Source organism: Streptomyces sp. NPDC088261 (assembly GCF_044740805.1).
GTDB lineage: Bacteria > Actinomycetota > Actinomycetes > Streptomycetales > Streptomycetaceae > Streptomyces.
Window position 1 is genome coordinate 157,040 of sequence record NZ_JBIURL010000009.1, and the last position, 14,912, is coordinate 171,951.

Consider the following 14,912-nt stretch of genomic DNA (forward strand, 5'->3'; position numbering starts at 1 on the left):
GGCATCGGGCGTCGGGCTCAGAGCAGCGCCTTGCGGAAGTTCCGGTGCGTCGTCACGTACCCGAGCGACTCGTACAGCCGGATCGCCGGGGTGTTGCCCGCGAAGACGTGCAGTCCCAGCCGGGTCGCCCCGAAGTCCAGGGCCACTCCCTCGGCCAGCAGCATCAGAGCGCGGCCGTACCCCTTGCCCCGCTGGTCCTCCCCCACCACGACGTCGTACACGTACGCGCCCGGCTCGTCCGGCGTCTCCTCGCGCCGGGAGACCCAGAGCGTGCCGACGACCTGCCCGGCGTGGACCAGCGCGCTCAGGGAGACGCCGGGGGTGGCGAGGCCGTCGGGCAGGGCCTCGGTCCTGGACGTCTCCGCCTTGGCCCTGGCCTGCTCGGGCGAGGCGCCCCGGTCGATCCAGGCCTGCGCGTAGCGCGTGGCCGCCGCCGCCCACCAGGTCTCGTACTCGCCGTCCTCGAGCGGCCGGCCCTCGGTGTCGGCGGGCAACTCGGGCGGCCGGGACAGCAGGGGTTTGACCATGTTGCTGCTGCGTTCGGTGTAGCCGAGGGCGGTGAGGAGGCGGAGCGCGGGGGCCGCGTCCTCGGCCCGGCCGCCCTGCCCGGGGATCTCCACGGAGGCCAGCACCTCCCCGCATCCCCAGCCGCGCAGCACCTCTTCGGCGGCGAGGGCCGCGACCGTGCCGCGTCCGCGCCGCCGGTCGGGCCCGTCGATCCGCAGCGCCCGGATCACGCCGACCGCGGGCCCGAATCCGGTGCCCGTGCCGAGGGCGATCGTCCCGACGGGGCGGCTGTTCACGCATACCTCGTACGTACGGGAGCGGGCACCGTCGCCGGTCTGCTGGAGCGGCTCGGTCGGCCGCAGTGTCGTGGTCATCAGGGGAGTTGTACCCGTCCTCCGCCCCCGTGGCATCCGATTTCGCGGGCGGCGTGCGCCTACGGGTCGAGGTCGGCGCCGGAGCGCTCGTCGAACACCCGCATCGCCTTGGCGGTCACCGGCCCCGGAGCCGTGGGCAGTTGACGGCCGTCGACGCGGTGGACGGCCTGGACATCGCGGAGGGTGGAGGTCAGGAAGACCTCCTCCGCCCGCTCCAGGGCGTCGAGCGGCAGATCGGTCTCGTGGGCGCCGGTCCAGTCGACGGTCAGAGCACGGGTGATGCCGGCCAGGCAGCCGGACGAGACGGGCGGGGTGTGCAGTTCGCCGTCGAGGACGACGAAGACGTTGGAGCCGGTGCCCTCGCAGAGGTGGCCCACCGTGTTGGCGAAGAGCGCCTCGGACGCGCCCTGTTCGCGCGCGCGGGCGAGAGCGACGACGTTCTCCGCGTACGACGTGGTCTTGAGGCCGGTCAGGGCGCCGCGTTCGTTCCGCGTCCAGGGGACGGTGATCACGGCGGTGGTGTCCGGGCGGCGGGTCGTCGCGCCGGCGGCGACGACGAGGGTCGGTCCCGCGTCGCCCCGGTCGGAGCCGAGGGGGGAGAGCCCGCCGGTGTACGTGATCCGGAGGCGGGCCAGGGAAGCCGGGTTGGCGTCGAGGACCGCCGTACAGGCGCGGCGCACCTCGTCCAGGTCGGGGTCCGGCAGTCCGAGGCCGCGGGCCGAGCGGGTGAGCCGGTCGAGGTGGCGGGTGAGGGCGAAGGGCTGTCCGTGGACGGCCTTGACAGTCTCGAAAATGCCGTCGCCGACGGTCATGCCGTGGTCGAGCACGGATACGTGCGCGGATGCGGCGGGGTGCAGTGCGCCGTTGACCCAGATCTTCATCAGGCCGTCCTTCCACTTTCCTCGTACGTGCCGTACTCGTCGGACGCGCGCGCGTCCGCCCCGTACCCGCCCGACGCGAGGGCCAGGAGGCGGGCTGCCTTCAGTTCCGTCTCGCGCCACTCCCCCTCGGGGTCGGAGCCCCAGGTGATGCCCGCGCCGGCGCCGAAGCACAGGACGGGCCCGGCCGCCGTGGTGCGGTCGATCCAGAAGGTGCGTATGCCGACGGCGAGGGAGGCGGTGCCACGGTCGGCGTCGACCCAGCCGATGCCTCCGCAGTACGGTCCGCGCGGTTCCGCCTCCAGCTCCTCGATGATCGTCAGGGCGCTGGACTTGGGCGCGCCGGTGACCGAGCCGGGCGGGAAGGTGGCGGGCAGGAGGTCGGACCAGCCCGCCTTTTCGGTGAGTTCGCCCCGTACGGTCGACACGAGGTGGACGAGCCCGGGGTACGGCTCGACCCGCATGAGCGCCGGGACGGTCACGGAACCGGGCACGCAGACGCGGCCCAGGTCGTTGCGGACGAGGTCCACGATCATCACGTTCTCGGCGCGGTCCTTGTCCAGGAGTTCGGCGGCCGTACGGGCGGTGCCCTTGATCGGACCGGACTCGACGGTGAGGTCGTCGCGGGAGAGGTACAGCTCGGGGGAGGCGGTGGCGATCTCGACGCCGTGGCCGGGGAGCCGGATCGTACCGGCGTACGCGGCGGGGTGCTCGTGGGCGAGCACGGCTGTCAGGGCGTCCACGTCGGCGGCGCCGGGGTGGGGCAGGGGGGCCGAGAGGACCCGGCAGAGGTTGACCTGGTAGACGTCACCGGCGGCGATGTGCTCGCGGATACGCCGTACGCCCGAGGTGTACGCGGCGCGGTCGAGCGACGACGTCCAGTCACCCGCGCCGGGTCCGCGCCACCGCCCGGGGACCGCCGCCGGCACCGGTTCGGTCCGTACGTCGTCGAAGCGGGCGCAGGTCAGGTGGCCCTCGAAGTCCGCGACCACCGCCCAGAACCCCGAGGAGTCGAGGGCTTCGGGATCATGGGTGACATCCCGCAGCCCGGAGGCGACGAGGTTCCCGAAGCGGGCCAGAGGAGCGAGGTCGTGCACGCTTGCGAGTCTAGAACAAGCCCCACCGGGCCGCTCCGGCCGGAACGCACCGTGCACGCACCGCAGCACGCTGCGCAAACGCGTTTTTGTGCTGGCTCGGGAATCCGCTAGAGTTCAACTCGTCGCCGGGCCGTGCACACGGAACGGAAACGAGAGGCCCACGTGGCGCAGTTGGAAAACGCGCCGCTCGGGTGGAGTGGCCGAGAGGCGAGGCAACGGCCTGCAAAGCCGTCTACACGGGTTCAAATCCCGTCTCCACCTCCAAGGACGATTAGCTCAGCGGGAGAGCGCTTCCCTGACACGGAAGAGGTCACTGGTTCAATCCCAGTATCGTCCACGCAGAACAGATCACGGCAGTAGGACAGGCAGGATCGGTACGTCCCGCGCGATTAGCTCAGCGGGAGAGCGCTTCCCTGACACGGAAGAGGTCACTGGTTCAATCCCAGTATCGCGCACGCAGGATGAGCACGATGTGTGTGAGCAGTTGATGTGGGTCCCGCGCGATTAGCTCAGCGGGAGAGCGCTTCCCTGACACGGAAGAGGTCACTGGTTCAATCCCAGTATCGCGCACGCGTACCGAGAGAAGCCCCCGGCCGTTCGACGGCCGGGGGCTTCTTCCGTTCTTCTTCCGTTCACACGGCTGGGGCGTCAGGGCACCAGGGCGTCAGGACGAGAACAGCATCCGGCCGAAGCTCTTGTTCTTGTGGTGGCCGCCGTGGCCGCCGTAGTGACCGCCGTGCTGGCCGTGCTGCGGGGCGCCCCACGCGGGCGCGGGCGCCGCCGGGTAGGCCGGCGGGGCGGCCGGGTAGCCCGGCTGCGGGGCGGGCGGCACGGGCGGCGGTGCCTGCTGCACCCACTGCGACTCCAGGCGGGTCAGGGACTCCAGCTCGCCGTAGTCGAGGAAGATTCCCCGGCAGCCGCTGCACTGTTCTATCTGGACACCGTTGCGGTTGTACGTGTGCATCGCTGCGTGGCACTTGGGACACTGCATCGTCGGCTCAGCTCCTCGCCGTCTCTTCGGCGCCGCCGGAACACGCGCCCGGCGGCAGTCGGTTCACCCTACGACGGTGCGCCTACCCCAACTCGGCAGGGATTGCTGCGATTCGGGCACAGGCGTCGATCATCAACCGCTCGACGTCGTCGGGTTCGCGGTGTTCGGCGGCGCGTTTCGCGAGGGCGAGCGCGGTGGTCTGGACGGTGAGGGCGCGGGCGGCGACGTCCAGTCGGGGCCAGGGGTCGCCGTGGGCGGGCACGGCGGGGCCGCGCGCGGCGCGGTAGGCGCCGAGGAACCGCTCCCAGGCGGAGGGCGGCAGCAGCCCGGCGGCATACCAGGCGGCGGGCCTGGCGAGGTCCCAGGCGGGGTCGCCGGCGCCCAGGTCGTCGATGTCGATGAGCGACCAGGCCCCGCCGGAGACGGGATGCCGCACGAGCTGCCCGAGATGCAGGTCCCCGTGACACAGCGCGCGGGGCGCCGGGGGCGGGGGCGCTTCGCCCCGGGCCCATGGGGGGAGGGTGGCGGCGGCGCGGTGGACGGGTGCGAGTTCCGCCGGGGGCGCGGGGCGGCCGGGGAGCGGGTGAGCGGGGAGCGGGCGGGCGGGGCGGGGGGATGCGGCACGCAGCCGGGCGAGGGCGCGGGCGACCTTGGCGGGGCCGCGCATGGCCGGCAGGGGCGTACGGGAGAGGGCGTCGAGGGGGACGGAGTGCAGCCGGGCGAGGAGCGCGCCGGTCTCCTCCCACGGCGCGGCGTCCGGGTCCGCCGGGTCGACGGGGGTGCCGTACGGCCAGGAGGTGACCGGCCGGCCGAGCGGTTCGCCGGCGGCGGTCGGGAGCGGGGGCAGGAGGATCCCGGCGAGCAGCGGATGGGAGGCGACCGCGAGCCTGGCGCGGTGGTCGGCCGGGTCGGTGGTGTCGGCGTGCGCCTTGGCGACGGCGTCGCCGTGTCGTACGACCACCCCGTCGGCCCGCTCCGCGAGCACGACGTCACCGGCGCCGTCACCGTCACCGCCGCAGGCCGGGCAGGAGGACGGGGGCACGGAGAGGTGGGCCGCCCGGCGAGCGACCAGGGCCAGCGCGCTGACGACGTCTGCGGTCACGGTTCCCCCGGGCGATACGGCTCCGAGCGAGTGTACGGGCGGCCTGGGCAACGGGACCGGCGCGGGGCCTCCACCGACCCCGTGACGCCGGCAGAACCGACGCCGGGAGGTGCGGCCACGGCTGAGGCCCCCCGGGAGGGGCCGGTCCGGGCGGGGTGCGGTCGACATTCCTGAGCCGGGGTCAGAACGGGCCCGGACAGCGCGATGGCCGGTCAGCTCCCCAGCTGACCGGCCAAACGCTGCCGTCCGCCGCACCCCCGTCCCCACGGGGTTGTTGGCCGGATGTCCTTGACCCGGGCCGCTCTCCCGGGTCTGGGGCGCCGCTCAGCGCCCCAGCATCACGCCCACGGACGACGCTTGTGTGACCACTGCTTCCCAGCCGCCGAAGACGACCACGAGCAGAGCCGCCAGGGGAAGGACCATCGCCGTCGCCACCAGCGGGTGGCGCGTACCGGACCGGCCTCCGCCGAACGCGGCGAAAGCCTTGCGTCCCTGCGTGCGGATCAATGCCCGCGATGCCGTGTCCGTCATGGTCCCTCTCCTGTCAGATTGGCAGCGGCGAGTGTCCGACCTCGGGGGACGAGTACTTGCACTCGCCGCTTGACCTCAACACTAGGGACGCGAGAACGCCCGGTCGTCATGCCCGCGTACCGATTGCCGGGCCTCCCGGAGGATGAGCCCGGTACGGATCACGTACTCCCCTGGGTGGAGAAAGCACGTACGACAACGCCTCAGGGCTTGGGGTCTTCCCGGAGGGGACGCTCCGACGCCTCCTCCCGCGGGACCGGCTGCTCCACCAGGGCGAGCACCCGCGTCGCCATGAACCTGGCGGTGCGGACCACCGTGCCGTTGCGCGTGACTTCGCTCACTTCCACCACTCCCCTGCGCACCGCCGTCTCCACCCGGCGGCCTGCCCGGCTTGCCACCACTTCGTACGTACGCGTCGTGTCCCCGGCGTCCACGACTATCTCCACCCGGTCACCCTTCACGATCCAATCCCCCTTCTGCGACGGACCTTTGAGATCTCGCACGGGCCAAGGGACCTGGATCCGCCGTCCCCTGACCACGCTTCAAGTTTCCCACCCCGCACTGACAATCGGTCGGCCCGCGAGGGCGCGGCCTATGAGCGCGCCGGGGCGCGGGTACGTAAGCTGTGCCACGTCACACGGACGACCGGGCAGCGGGGATGGACATGGCGATGATGCGGCTCCGGCGCGAGGACCCGCGTGTCGTCGGTTCGTTCAGGCTTCACCGACGGCTGGGCGCAGGCGGCATGGGTGTCGTCTATCTGGGGTCCGACCGGCGCGGCCAGCGGGTCGCGCTGAAGGTGATCCGGCCGGATCTGGCCGAGGATCAGGAGTTCCGCTCGCGGTTCGCCCGCGAGGTGTCCGCCGCGCGGCGGATCCGGGGCGGCTGTACGGCCCGCCTGGTGGCGGCGGACCTGGACGCGGAGCGGCCGTGGTTCGCGACGCAGTACGTTCCGGGGCCCTCGCTGCACGACAAGGTCAACGAGGACGGCCCGCTGAGCGCGGCCGAGGTGGCCTCCGTGGGCGCGGCGCTCTCCGAGGGGCTGGTGGCCGTGCACGAGGCGGGGGTGGTGCACCGCGACCTCAAGCCGTCGAACATCCTGCTCTCCCCCAAGGGCCCCCGCATCATCGACTTCGGCATCGCCTGGGCGACCGGCGCGAGCACCCTGACGCATGTCGGGACGGCAGTCGGATCGCCCGGGTTCCTCGCGCCCGAACAGGTGCGGGGGGTGGCGGTGACCCCGGCGACCGACGTCTTCTCGCTCGGCGCCACGCTGGCGTACGCGGCCACCGCCGACTCGCCGTTCGGGCAGGGCAGTTCGGAGGTCATGCTCTACCGGGTGGTGCACGAGGAGGCGCAGCTGTACGGAGTGCCGGACGCGCTCGCGCCGCTGGTGCGGGCCTGCCTGGCCAAGGACCCGGAGGACCGGCCGAGCACGCTCCAACTGTCGATGCGGCTCAAGGAGATCGCGGCCAGGGAGGCGCAGGGCGTCGCGGAGATCAGGACGCCGGCCCAGCGGGAGCGTCTGGAACAGGACAGGGCGACGGGGCGGCTGACGGAGCGCTACACGGAGCGGATGGAGTGGGGTCCCGAGCGGGAACGGGTCACGGAACGGGACCGCGACCGCGACCGGGAGCGGGAGCGTGAGCGGGAACGCGGGCCTCAGAGCCGTCCCTCCGGCTCGACCGCTTCCCGTTCCGGCGTCTCCCGGGGCGGGCCCCCGCGGACGAGCGGACGGCGGCCCCCGCAGCAGCGGGACGGCGCCGGTGCCCGTACGGGCGGGCGGCCGAACACGGCGCCTCGGCCGACCTCGGGCGCCCGCCGCCCCGCCAATCCCCGGCTGCTGCGGCAGCGCCTGATCGTGTTCGTGGTGGTGACGCTGATCGTCGCCCTGGGGATCGCGGCGGCGCAGCAGCTCTGAGCAGGGCAACGGTCCCCTGCGGCCCAGCAGGTCTGAGCGGCGCACCAGCTCTCAACCGGGCCGCCCGGCCGGGCGCTCAGTCCACCGGGCGGCCCGCCGTGACCGCGTAGAACGCGACCGCCGCCGCCGCACCCACGTTCAGCGAGTCGACCCCGTGCGCCATGGGGATGCGTACCCACGCGTCGGCGGTGTCCAGGGCCCGCGCCGACAGTCCGTCACCCTCCGCGCCCAGCATCAGCGCGACCCGTTCCAGGCGGTGCGGCGCGGCCTCGTCCATCGGGACCGCCTTCTCGTGCGGGGTCAGGGCGAGCAGCCTGAAACCCGCTCCCCGTACGGTGTCCAGGGACCTGGGCCAGGCGTCCAGCCGTGCGTACGGTACGGCGAAGACCGCGCCCATCGAGACCTTCACGGACCGGCGGTAGAGCGGGTCGGCGCAGTCCGGCGAGAGCAGGACGGCGTCCATGCCGAGCGCCGCCGCGCTGCGGAAGATCGCGCCGATGTTGGTGTGGTCGTTGACGGCTTCCATGACGACGACGCGGCGGGCGGTACGAAGCACCTCGGCCGGCTCCGGGAGCGGCTTGCGCCGCATGGAGGCGAGCGCGCCCCGGTGGACGTGGTAGCCGGTGACGCGTTCTGCGAGGTCGGGGGTGACCGCGTACACGGGGGCTTGCGCGGCGTCGATCACGTCCCGCATGGGCTCGACCCACTTGGCGGAGAGGAGCATGGACCGCATCGTGTAGCCGGCCTCGGTCGCGCGCCGGATGACCTTCTCGCCCTCGGCGATGAAGAGCCCTTCCGCGGGTTCGCGCCTGCGGCGCAGCTCCACGTCGGTCAGGCCGGTGTAGTCGTGCAGGCGGGGGTCGTCCGGGTCGTCGAGGGTGATGAGTTCGGCCACGTGCTGATCCTGCCTTGAGGACGGGGGCGGGCGGGTGGCGCGGATGGGCGCCACGGGGTGGAAGTGCGGGCGAGGCGGGCGGAGACGGAAGCCGTCAGCCGAGGGCCACGACGTCCCCGACGACGATGACCGCCGGAGGACGTACCCCATGGGTCCGTACGGCCTCCGCGACCGTCGCGAGCGTCGCGTCGACCCGGCGCTGGGCGGCGGTGGTGCCTTCCTGGACCAGGGCGACGGGGGTCTCGGGGGACTTGCCGTGCTCGATGAGGGCCTGGGCGATGGCGCCGATCTTGTCGACGGCCATGAGGAGGACGAGCGTGCCGCGCAGGCGGGCGATCGCGCCCCAGTCGACCAGGGAGCGCGCGTCGTCGGGGGCGACGTGACCGCTGACCACGGTGAACTCGTGGGCCACCCCGCGGTGGGTGACGGGGATCCCGGCGGCGCCCGGGACGCTGATGGAGCTGGAGATCCCGGGGACCACGACGCACGGGATGCCGACGGCGGCGAGGGCGTGGACCTCTTCCATGCCGCGTCCGAAGACGAACGGGTCGCCGCCCTTGAGGCGGACCACGGCCTTGCCCGCCTTGGCGTGTTCGATCAGCGCCTCGTTGATCGCCTCCTGGGCCATGGCGCGGCCGTACGGGATCTTCGCGGCGTCGATCACCTCGACGTGCGGCGGCAGCTCGTCCAGGAGGCCGCGGGGGCCGAGGCGGTCGGCGATGACGACGTCCGCCTCGGAGAGGAGGCGGCGGCCGCGCACGGTGATCAGGTCCGGGTCGCCGGGTCCGCCGCCGACGAGCGCGACGCCGGGGGTGCGGGTGCGGTGGTGGGGCGCGGCGAGGGTGCCGTCGCGCAGGCCCTCGACGATGGCGTCGCGGACGGCGGCGGAGCGGCGCGGGTCGCGGCCGGTGAGCACGGCGACGGTGACGCCCTCGCCGCGGCCGGTGGCGGGGGTCCAGGCGGTGGCGGCCTCCGCGTCGTCGCTGCGGACGCACCAGACGCGGAGGCGTTCGGCCTCGGCGGAGGCGGTGGTGTTCGCGACGGGGTCGCTGGAGGCGACGAGGACGTACCAGGCGCCCGCGAGGTCGCCCTCCTCGTACCGCCTGCGCTCCCAGCGGATCTCGCCGGCCTCGGCCATGGCCTCGACGGACGCCTTCGCGGAGGGCGACACGAGCACGATGTCGGCGCCCGCCGCGATGAGCGCGGGCAGCCGGCGCTGGGCGACCTGCCCGCCGCCGACAACAACGACGCGCCGCCCTGACAGGCGGAGTCCGACGGGGTAGGCGGGGTGCTCGGCGTGCTCGGCCATGTCGGTAGGGACTCCTGAAGCGGCTGGTGAGATGGGGTGACTCCCGGGAACCAGCTTACGGGGACCCCCGGAGCGGGATGAGGCCCCGGGCCGGGCGGGTGCGCGGCGCGGGCGGGGCCCGTGGCGGGGGCGGGGCGCGCGGCGGGGGCGGCGGGCGTGGCGTGGGCGGCGGGCGTTGGGTCCTGGCGTGGCGGGCGGTGCGGTGCGGTGTGCCTGGACGGCGGTGCGATGCGGTGCGTCGCGGTACGCGAGAACCGGGCGCCGCCCCGTACCTGGGACAGCTGTCACGTACGGCCGTTGTCCCGCGTGCCCGCCCCGTCCGCCGGGGTCGGGTTCGGGTCAAGGTCGTGGCAGGGCCTGTCAGTTCCCTGGTCTAGGGTCGCCGCATGGCTGAGCCCTCCTTCCTGGCCGCCGTGCGCGAGTCGTACGACACGGTCGCCGCCGATTACGTCGAACGCGTCCCGCCTCCCGCCGCGATGGACCCGCTGTCCCGCGCGATGCTGGCGGCGTTCGCCGAGTTGGTACGGACGGCGGGGACGGGGCCGGTCGCGGATCTGGGGTGCGGACCCGGTCGTGTGACGGCGCACCTGGCCGGGCTGGGCGTGTCCGCCTTCGGCGTCGATCTGTCGCCGGAGATGATCGGGCTGGCCCGGCTCGCGTACCCGGAGCTGCGGTTCCACGAGGGCTCGATGACCGCGCTGGAGATGGGGGACGACGAGCTGGGCGGCGTCCTGGCGTGGTACTCCACCCACCACACGCCGCCGGAGTGGCTGCCCGGCGTGTGCGCCGAGTTCCACCGCACGCTCGCGCCCGGCGGCTACCTGCTCTGGGGCGACTATGTCGGCGACGAGCGGCTGCGGCCGACCCGGGGCTACGGCCGTCCGGTGACCTACGAGTCGTACCTCCTGCCCCTGGACCGCGTGGCCGGCCTGCTGGAGGAGGCCGGACTCGTCGTCACCGCGCGGCTGGAGCAGGAGCCCGGCGGACGAGTGAACCGGCCACGGGCGTGCCTGCTGGCCCGCAAGCCCGAGGGGGCTTGACGGGGGGCGCACGCCCGGCGACGACGGGGACGCCGTTCCCACCGGGCGGAGCCCGCTCCGGTGATCGGTCCCGTCACGGCGCTGGAACGCCACATCGCCCTCGATGTCGGCGACCACCGTGCGCAGCACCTTGAGCGCGGCCACGTATTCCTCGCTACTGACACCCCGGTGGACCACGGCGCGCGGGTGGGTCACCAGCGCGCAGCCGGAGCCTGGCGGCTCGGTGGCGCCGGGGCGCCGTGCACCCGGTTGAGCACCCAGCACTGCGGCCGCGTGGACGAGCCCGGTCCGGTGGCCGGCGGGCCGGGTGGCCGGCGCGTCGTCAGAGGGGGGCGCCACCGGACGGTTCGGCGCCCACCGCGCTCCATGTCCGCTTGCCCTCCGCCCGGTTGTTCCGCCGTGCCGTCCGCTATTTCTCCGTCACGCCCGCCGAGTCGAACGTCGCCACCTCGTGCATCGCCCGCGCCGCACTCTGGACCACCGGGAGGGCCAGCAGGGCGCCGGTGCCCTCGCCCAGGCGGAGGTCCAGGTCGATCAGCGGGCGCAGGCCGAGCTTGTTGAGGGCCGCCACATGGCCGGGCTCCGCGCTGCGGTGGCCCGCGATGCAGGCCGCCAGGGCCTCCGGCGCGATCGCCCGCGCCACCAGCGCCGCCGCGCCCGCGCTCACGCCGTCCAGGATCACCGGCGTACGCAACGACGCGCCGCCCAGCAGGAATCCGACCATCGCCGCGTGTTCCAGGCCGCCCACCGCCGCCAGGACGCCCACCGGGTCGGCCGGGTCGGGGCGGTGGAGGTCGAGGCCACGCCGTACGACATCGATCTTCCGCGCGTGCGTCTCGTCGTTGATGCCGGTGCCCCGGCCGGTGACCTCCGCCGGGTCCTGGCCCGTGTACACGCAGATCAGCGCCGCCGACACCGTCGTGTTGGCGATGCCCATCTCCCCCGTCAGCAGCGCCTTGTTGCCCGCCGCCACCAGGTCGCGGGCCGTCTCGATGCCCACCTCGATCGCCGCGAGCACTTCCTCGCGGCTCAGCGCGGGTCCGGTCGTGAAGTCCGCCGTGCCCGCCCGTACCTTGCGGGGCAGCAGCCCCGGCGTGGCCGGCAGGTCGCCGACGACGCCCACGTCGATCACACAGACCTCGGCGCCCACCTGGTTGGCGAACGCGTTGCACACCGCGCCCCCGCCGAGGAAGTTCGCGACCATCTGCGCGGTCACCTCCTGCGGCCAGGGGGTGACCCCCTGGGCGTGCACCCCGTGGTCACCCGCGAAGATCGCCACTGCCGCCGGCTCCGGGATGGGCGGCGGGCACAGCCGCGACAGACCGCTGAGCTGGGCGGAGATGATCTCCAGCATGCCGAGCGCGCCGGCCGGCTTCGTCATCCGCTTCTGCCGCTCCCACGCCTCCCCCAGCGCCTTCGCGTCCAGCGGACGGATCGCCGCGACGGTCTCCTGGAGCAGATCCTGCGGCTCCCCGCCGGGCAGCGCGCGGCGGCCGTACGTCTCCTCGTGGACGACCCAGGACAGCGGGCGGCGCTTGGACCAGCCCGCCTGCATCAGTTCGGGCTCCTCCGGGAACTCGTCCACGTACCCGACCACCAGATACGCCACGACCTCCAGGTGCTCGGGCAGGCCCAGCGCCCGTACCATCTCGCGCTCGTCGAAGAAGCTGACCCAGCCGACGCCGAGCCCTTCCGCGCGGGCCGCGAGCCAGAGGTTCTCCACGGCGAGCGCGGAGGAATAGGGCGCCATCTGCGGCTGCGTGTGGCGGCCGAGGGTGTGCCGGCCGCCGCGCGTCGGGTCGGCGGTGACCACGATGTTCACCGGGGTTTCGAGGATGGCCTCGATCTTCAGTTCCTTGAACTGCTTCGCCCGTCCCTTGGGCAGCGACTTCGCGTACGCCTCGCGCTGGCGCTGCGCCAGTTCGTGCATGGAACGCCGGGTCTCCGCCGAGCGGATGACCACGAAGTCCCAGGGCTGGGAGTGGCCGACGCTCGGGGCGGTGTGCGCGGCCTCCAGGACGCGGAGGAGCACTTCGTGCGGGATCGGGTCGGAGCGGAAGCCGTTGCGGATGTCGCGGCGTTCGCGCATGACGCGCAGCACGGCGTCGCGCTCCGCGTCGTCGTAGCCGGACGCCGCCGCGTAGCTTTCGTCCGCGACGGGGACGGGGGCCGGTTCTGGCGCTGGTGCTGCTTCGGCCGCGAGGGGGGGCGCTTCGTCCGCGTCCGGTACGGAGGCGGGCTCGGGGGCGGCGTCGGGCTCGGCCACGGGCGCGGCCTGCGGGGTGTTCTCGGGGATGAGGGCCGTCGGGAGCTCGGGCTCGGTCTCGGGCGCGGCTTCCGGCGCGAGCTCGGACTCCGGCGCGGGCTCCGGCTCCGGCTCGGGTTCCGGGGCTGCCTCCGGGGTGGGTTCCGGCAGCGGCTCCGGGTCCGGCTCCGCCACCGGCGCGATGTCCGCCTCCGGTACGGGAATCGCCTCGGGTGCGGGTGCGGACTCCGGCACGGGGGTCGCCTCCGCTACAGGAGTCGGCTCCGGTACGGGGGTCGCCTCCACGACCGGTTCCTGTACGGCCTCCGGCTCCGCCACCGGCACGAGCGCCTCCGGGGACGCCGGGGCCTGTTCGGCCTGCTCCGCGACCACGGGCGTCTCGTCCGGCGCCTGCTCGGAGACCGGCTCGGCGACCGGATCGGGCTGCGGCTCGGGCTCGGTCGGAGGCAGGTGCGCCTCGGCCTCGGCCGGTACGGACTCCTCCGCCGGGGGCGCTTCCCGTACCGCTTCGGGCGCCTCGGGCAGCGGCTCTGCCGCGACCGGTTCGGGTTGCTGAACGACCGTTTCTGCCGGGGCGGCCGTTTCGGCGCTCCACGGCGTGCCCGCCTGCGGCGGGATCTCGCTCAGCTGGGGTGCGGGGACGGCCGGGGCCACCGCGGCGTCCTCACGCGGGATGTCCAGGTACTCGGGGCCCAGGGTCGGGGTGGGCTGGGCGCGGTTCCGTACCCGGACCGCCCGGGACGGTGCCGCCGCGGGCCCGCGGTCGGCCAGGGAGCGCACCACCCCGCCGGAGGTGTCCGGCAGGGGCGGGCCCAGGTGCAACGGCCGGCGCACGGGCGTCGGCGCCGGGGCGGGCGCAGGAGCGGGCGTTGTCCGGACAGGAGCCGGCTCGGGCTGCGGGATCCGTACGCCGGTGAGATCCACCGCACCGGAGTCCCGCCCGTCGGTCTCGTGCGCCTCCGGCTGGTGCAGGTCCAGCCCGCGTCCGAGGGATTCCTGGACGGAGGACTCCAGTGACTCCTGGACAGGGGATTCTTGGACGGGGGATTCCGGGCCGGTGGAGCCTTGATCCGCAGATCCTTGATCCGCATATCCCTGGTTCGCAGATCCCTGGTCCGTGGCTCCCTGGTCCGTGGGCTCCTGCGCCGTCGGCTCCAAGGCTGCGGGCTCCTGCGCGACGGGCTCCGGGCCTGTCACCTCTTGTCGGCCCACCGCGTGCTCTTCCCCCACCTGCCGCTCCACCGGCTCCTGGCCCCTGGACTCCTCGCCCGCCGGAACCTCGTCCTGGGAAACCCGCGCGGCCGGCACCTGCCCCACCGGCGGCGCGGCGAACGCCTCCGCCGCCGTGAACTCCGGCGCCCGGAACGCCTGCTCGGCCACGAACCCCTGCTCGGCGGGGAACTCAAGCGGTGGCTCGTACACATCCGGGACCGGGTCCGGAACCGGCGCCGCGACCGGCACCGAAAGGGAAGGGGAAGGGGAAACCGGCTCCGCCAGCGGCGCCGGCTGTTCTATGGGCGGCGCCTGCTGCTCCACCCGCACCGGCTCCGGCGGAGGCACCGGCAGCGGGTCGCCCCACGCCCCCTGCGCGCTCGGCATGAGCAGCAGGTCCTCGTCCTCCACCACCGTCTCCGCGGGCGCCGCGTAGGCCTGCTCCCCGTACGACGTGTCCTGGTACGCGGCCTCCTGATAGGGGGGCTGGTGGTACGCGGTCTCCTGGTAGGCCGCCTCCGGATACACCGCGTCCGGGTACACCGTGTCGCCGTACGACGGGTCGGGGCGCAGCGGGTCCGGGTACAGGGCGTCCGGGTCCGGGTACGCGTACGCACTCGGCGCGGGGACGCCGTGCTGTTCCACCATGCCCGCGCTCTCCGGCAGTACCTCGCCCGGGACCTGGCCGGTGTCAGTCATGCGTACCCCTCGCCCATTGGTTGTGCTCCTACGGCCCTTCACCGGGGCGACGGCTCCGCAGATCGTCGGTGCTCCCCGCGCTTGTCATGGAAC

The 14,912-nt window shown here is 73.9% G+C and carries 12 protein-coding genes and 4 tRNA genes; 6 read left to right on the forward strand and 10 right to left on the reverse strand.

Annotated features, from left to right (window positions below; translation table 11 throughout):
• Positions 1 to 17: 17 nt before the first annotated feature.
• Genes ACIODU_RS19390 through ACIODU_RS19400 form a run of 3 tightly spaced genes read right to left on the reverse strand, consistent with a single transcriptional unit; the run spans position 18 to position 2,856 of the window.
• Positions 18 to 881, reverse strand: a complete 864-nt coding sequence (locus ACIODU_RS19390; protein WP_401768974.1) for a GNAT family N-acetyltransferase — start codon at positions 879 to 881, stop codon at positions 18 to 20.
• 59 nt (positions 882 to 940) lie between these two features.
• Positions 941 to 1,762, reverse strand: coding sequence for an aminotransferase class IV (locus tag ACIODU_RS19395; RefSeq protein ID WP_401768977.1), 822 nt, complete (start codon positions 1,760 to 1,762; stop codon positions 941 to 943).
• Positions 1,762 to 2,856: a chorismate-binding protein gene (locus ACIODU_RS19400; RefSeq protein WP_401768980.1), complete on the reverse strand. Its 1,095-nt coding sequence runs from the start codon at positions 2,854 to 2,856 to the stop codon at positions 1,762 to 1,764. The genes ACIODU_RS19395 and ACIODU_RS19400 overlap by 1 nt, the downstream gene beginning before the upstream one ends.
• A gap of 190 nt (positions 2,857 to 3,046) precedes the next feature.
• Between ACIODU_RS19400 and ACIODU_RS19405 the strand changes: the two genes are divergently transcribed.
• The 4 genes from ACIODU_RS19405 (at position 3,047) to ACIODU_RS19420 (ending at position 3,426) form a co-directional block, all read left to right on the forward strand.
• Positions 3,047 to 3,120, forward strand: a tRNA-Cys gene (locus ACIODU_RS19405).
• A gap of 1 nt (position 3,121) precedes the next feature.
• Positions 3,122 to 3,193: transfer RNA gene (locus ACIODU_RS19410), tRNA-Val, on the forward strand.
• Between the two features lie 46 nt (positions 3,194 to 3,239).
• Positions 3,240 to 3,311: transfer RNA gene (locus ACIODU_RS19415), tRNA-Val, on the forward strand.
• Between the two features lie 43 nt (positions 3,312 to 3,354).
• A tRNA-Val gene (locus ACIODU_RS19420) sits at positions 3,355 to 3,426 on the forward strand.
• A gap of 94 nt (positions 3,427 to 3,520) precedes the next feature.
• On the opposite strand, the gene ACIODU_RS19425 is transcribed toward ACIODU_RS19420, so the two are convergent.
• The 4 genes from ACIODU_RS19425 to ACIODU_RS19440 form a co-directional block, all read right to left on the reverse strand.
• Positions 3,521 to 3,847: a zf-TFIIB domain-containing protein gene (locus ACIODU_RS19425; RefSeq protein ID WP_401768983.1), complete on the reverse strand. Its 327-nt coding sequence runs from the start codon at positions 3,845 to 3,847 to the stop codon at positions 3,521 to 3,523.
• Positions 3,848 to 3,929: 82 nt separating this feature from the next.
• Complete coding sequence (locus tag ACIODU_RS19430) at positions 3,930 to 4,949, reverse strand: phosphotransferase (protein ID WP_401768985.1); 1,020 nt, start codon at positions 4,947 to 4,949, stop codon at positions 3,930 to 3,932.
• A 324-nt stretch (positions 4,950 to 5,273) separates the two neighbouring features.
• Complete coding sequence (locus tag ACIODU_RS19435; RefSeq protein ID WP_356424788.1) at positions 5,274 to 5,480, reverse strand: hypothetical protein; 207 nt, start codon at positions 5,478 to 5,480, stop codon at positions 5,274 to 5,276.
• A gap of 200 nt (positions 5,481 to 5,680) precedes the next feature.
• Positions 5,681 to 5,938: a hypothetical protein gene (locus ACIODU_RS19440; protein WP_356424790.1), complete on the reverse strand. Its 258-nt coding sequence runs from the start codon at positions 5,936 to 5,938 to the stop codon at positions 5,681 to 5,683.
• A 203-nt stretch (positions 5,939 to 6,141) separates the two neighbouring features.
• On the opposite strand from ACIODU_RS19440, the gene ACIODU_RS19445 reads away from it, so the two are divergent.
• Entirely contained in the window at positions 6,142 to 7,398 is a 1,257-nt protein-coding gene (locus ACIODU_RS19445; RefSeq protein WP_401769159.1) for a serine/threonine-protein kinase, read from the forward strand.
• Positions 7,399 to 7,474: 76 nt separating this feature from the next.
• Here the strand turns inward: ACIODU_RS19445 and ACIODU_RS19450 are convergent, their stop codons facing one another.
• Positions 7,475 to 8,293 (reverse strand): TrmH family RNA methyltransferase, encoded by an 819-nt coding sequence (locus tag ACIODU_RS19450; RefSeq protein WP_401768990.1) that lies wholly within the window; start codon positions 8,291 to 8,293, stop codon positions 7,475 to 7,477.
• Between the two features lie 94 nt (positions 8,294 to 8,387).
• Positions 8,388 to 9,602 carry a uroporphyrinogen-III C-methyltransferase gene (gene cobA, locus ACIODU_RS19455; RefSeq protein ID WP_401768993.1) on the reverse strand — a complete coding sequence of 405 codons (1,215 nt, stop codon included), beginning with the start codon at positions 9,600 to 9,602 and terminating at the stop codon, positions 8,388 to 8,390.
• 386 nt (positions 9,603 to 9,988) lie between these two features.
• Between cobA and ACIODU_RS19460 the strand changes: the two genes are divergently transcribed.
• Positions 9,989 to 10,642: a class I SAM-dependent methyltransferase gene (locus tag ACIODU_RS19460; RefSeq protein WP_401768996.1), complete on the forward strand. Its 654-nt coding sequence runs from the start codon at positions 9,989 to 9,991 to the stop codon at positions 10,640 to 10,642.
• Between the two features lie 409 nt (positions 10,643 to 11,051).
• Here the strand turns inward: ACIODU_RS19460 and cobT are convergent, their stop codons facing one another.
• On the reverse strand, positions 11,052 to 14,819 hold the full coding sequence (gene cobT, locus ACIODU_RS19465) for a nicotinate-nucleotide--dimethylbenzimidazole phosphoribosyltransferase (RefSeq protein WP_401768999.1): 3,768 nt from the start codon (positions 14,817 to 14,819) through the stop codon (positions 11,052 to 11,054).
• Positions 14,820 to 14,912: the final 93 nt, after the last annotated feature.

Excerpts from the sequence above, each read along its gene's own strand:
- ACIODU_RS19445 (WP_401769159.1), top strand. The coding sequence starts at position 6,142 with ATGGCGATGATGCGGCTCCGGCGCGAGGACCCGCGTGTCGTCGGTTCG.
- ACIODU_RS19395 (WP_401768977.1), bottom strand. The coding sequence starts at position 1,762 with ATGAAGATCTGGGTCAACGGCGCACTGCACCCCGCCGCATCCGCGCAC.
- cobT (WP_401768999.1), bottom strand. The coding sequence starts at position 14,819 with ATGACTGACACCGGCCAGGTCCCGGGCGAGGTACTGCCGGAGAGCGCG.
- ACIODU_RS19460 (WP_401768996.1), top strand. The coding sequence starts at position 9,989 with ATGGCTGAGCCCTCCTTCCTGGCCGCCGTGCGCGAGTCGTACGACACG.
- cobA (WP_401768993.1), bottom strand. The coding sequence starts at position 9,602 with ATGGCCGAGCACGCCGAGCACCCCGCCTACCCCGTCGGACTCCGCCTG.
- ACIODU_RS19390 (WP_401768974.1), bottom strand. The coding sequence starts at position 881 with ATGACCACGACACTGCGGCCGACCGAGCCGCTCCAGCAGACCGGCGAC.
- ACIODU_RS19435 (WP_356424788.1), bottom strand. The coding sequence starts at position 5,480 with ATGACGGACACGGCATCGCGGGCATTGATCCGCACGCAGGGACGCAAG.
- ACIODU_RS19425 (WP_401768983.1), bottom strand. The coding sequence starts at position 3,847 with ATGCAGTGTCCCAAGTGCCACGCAGCGATGCACACGTACAACCGCAAC.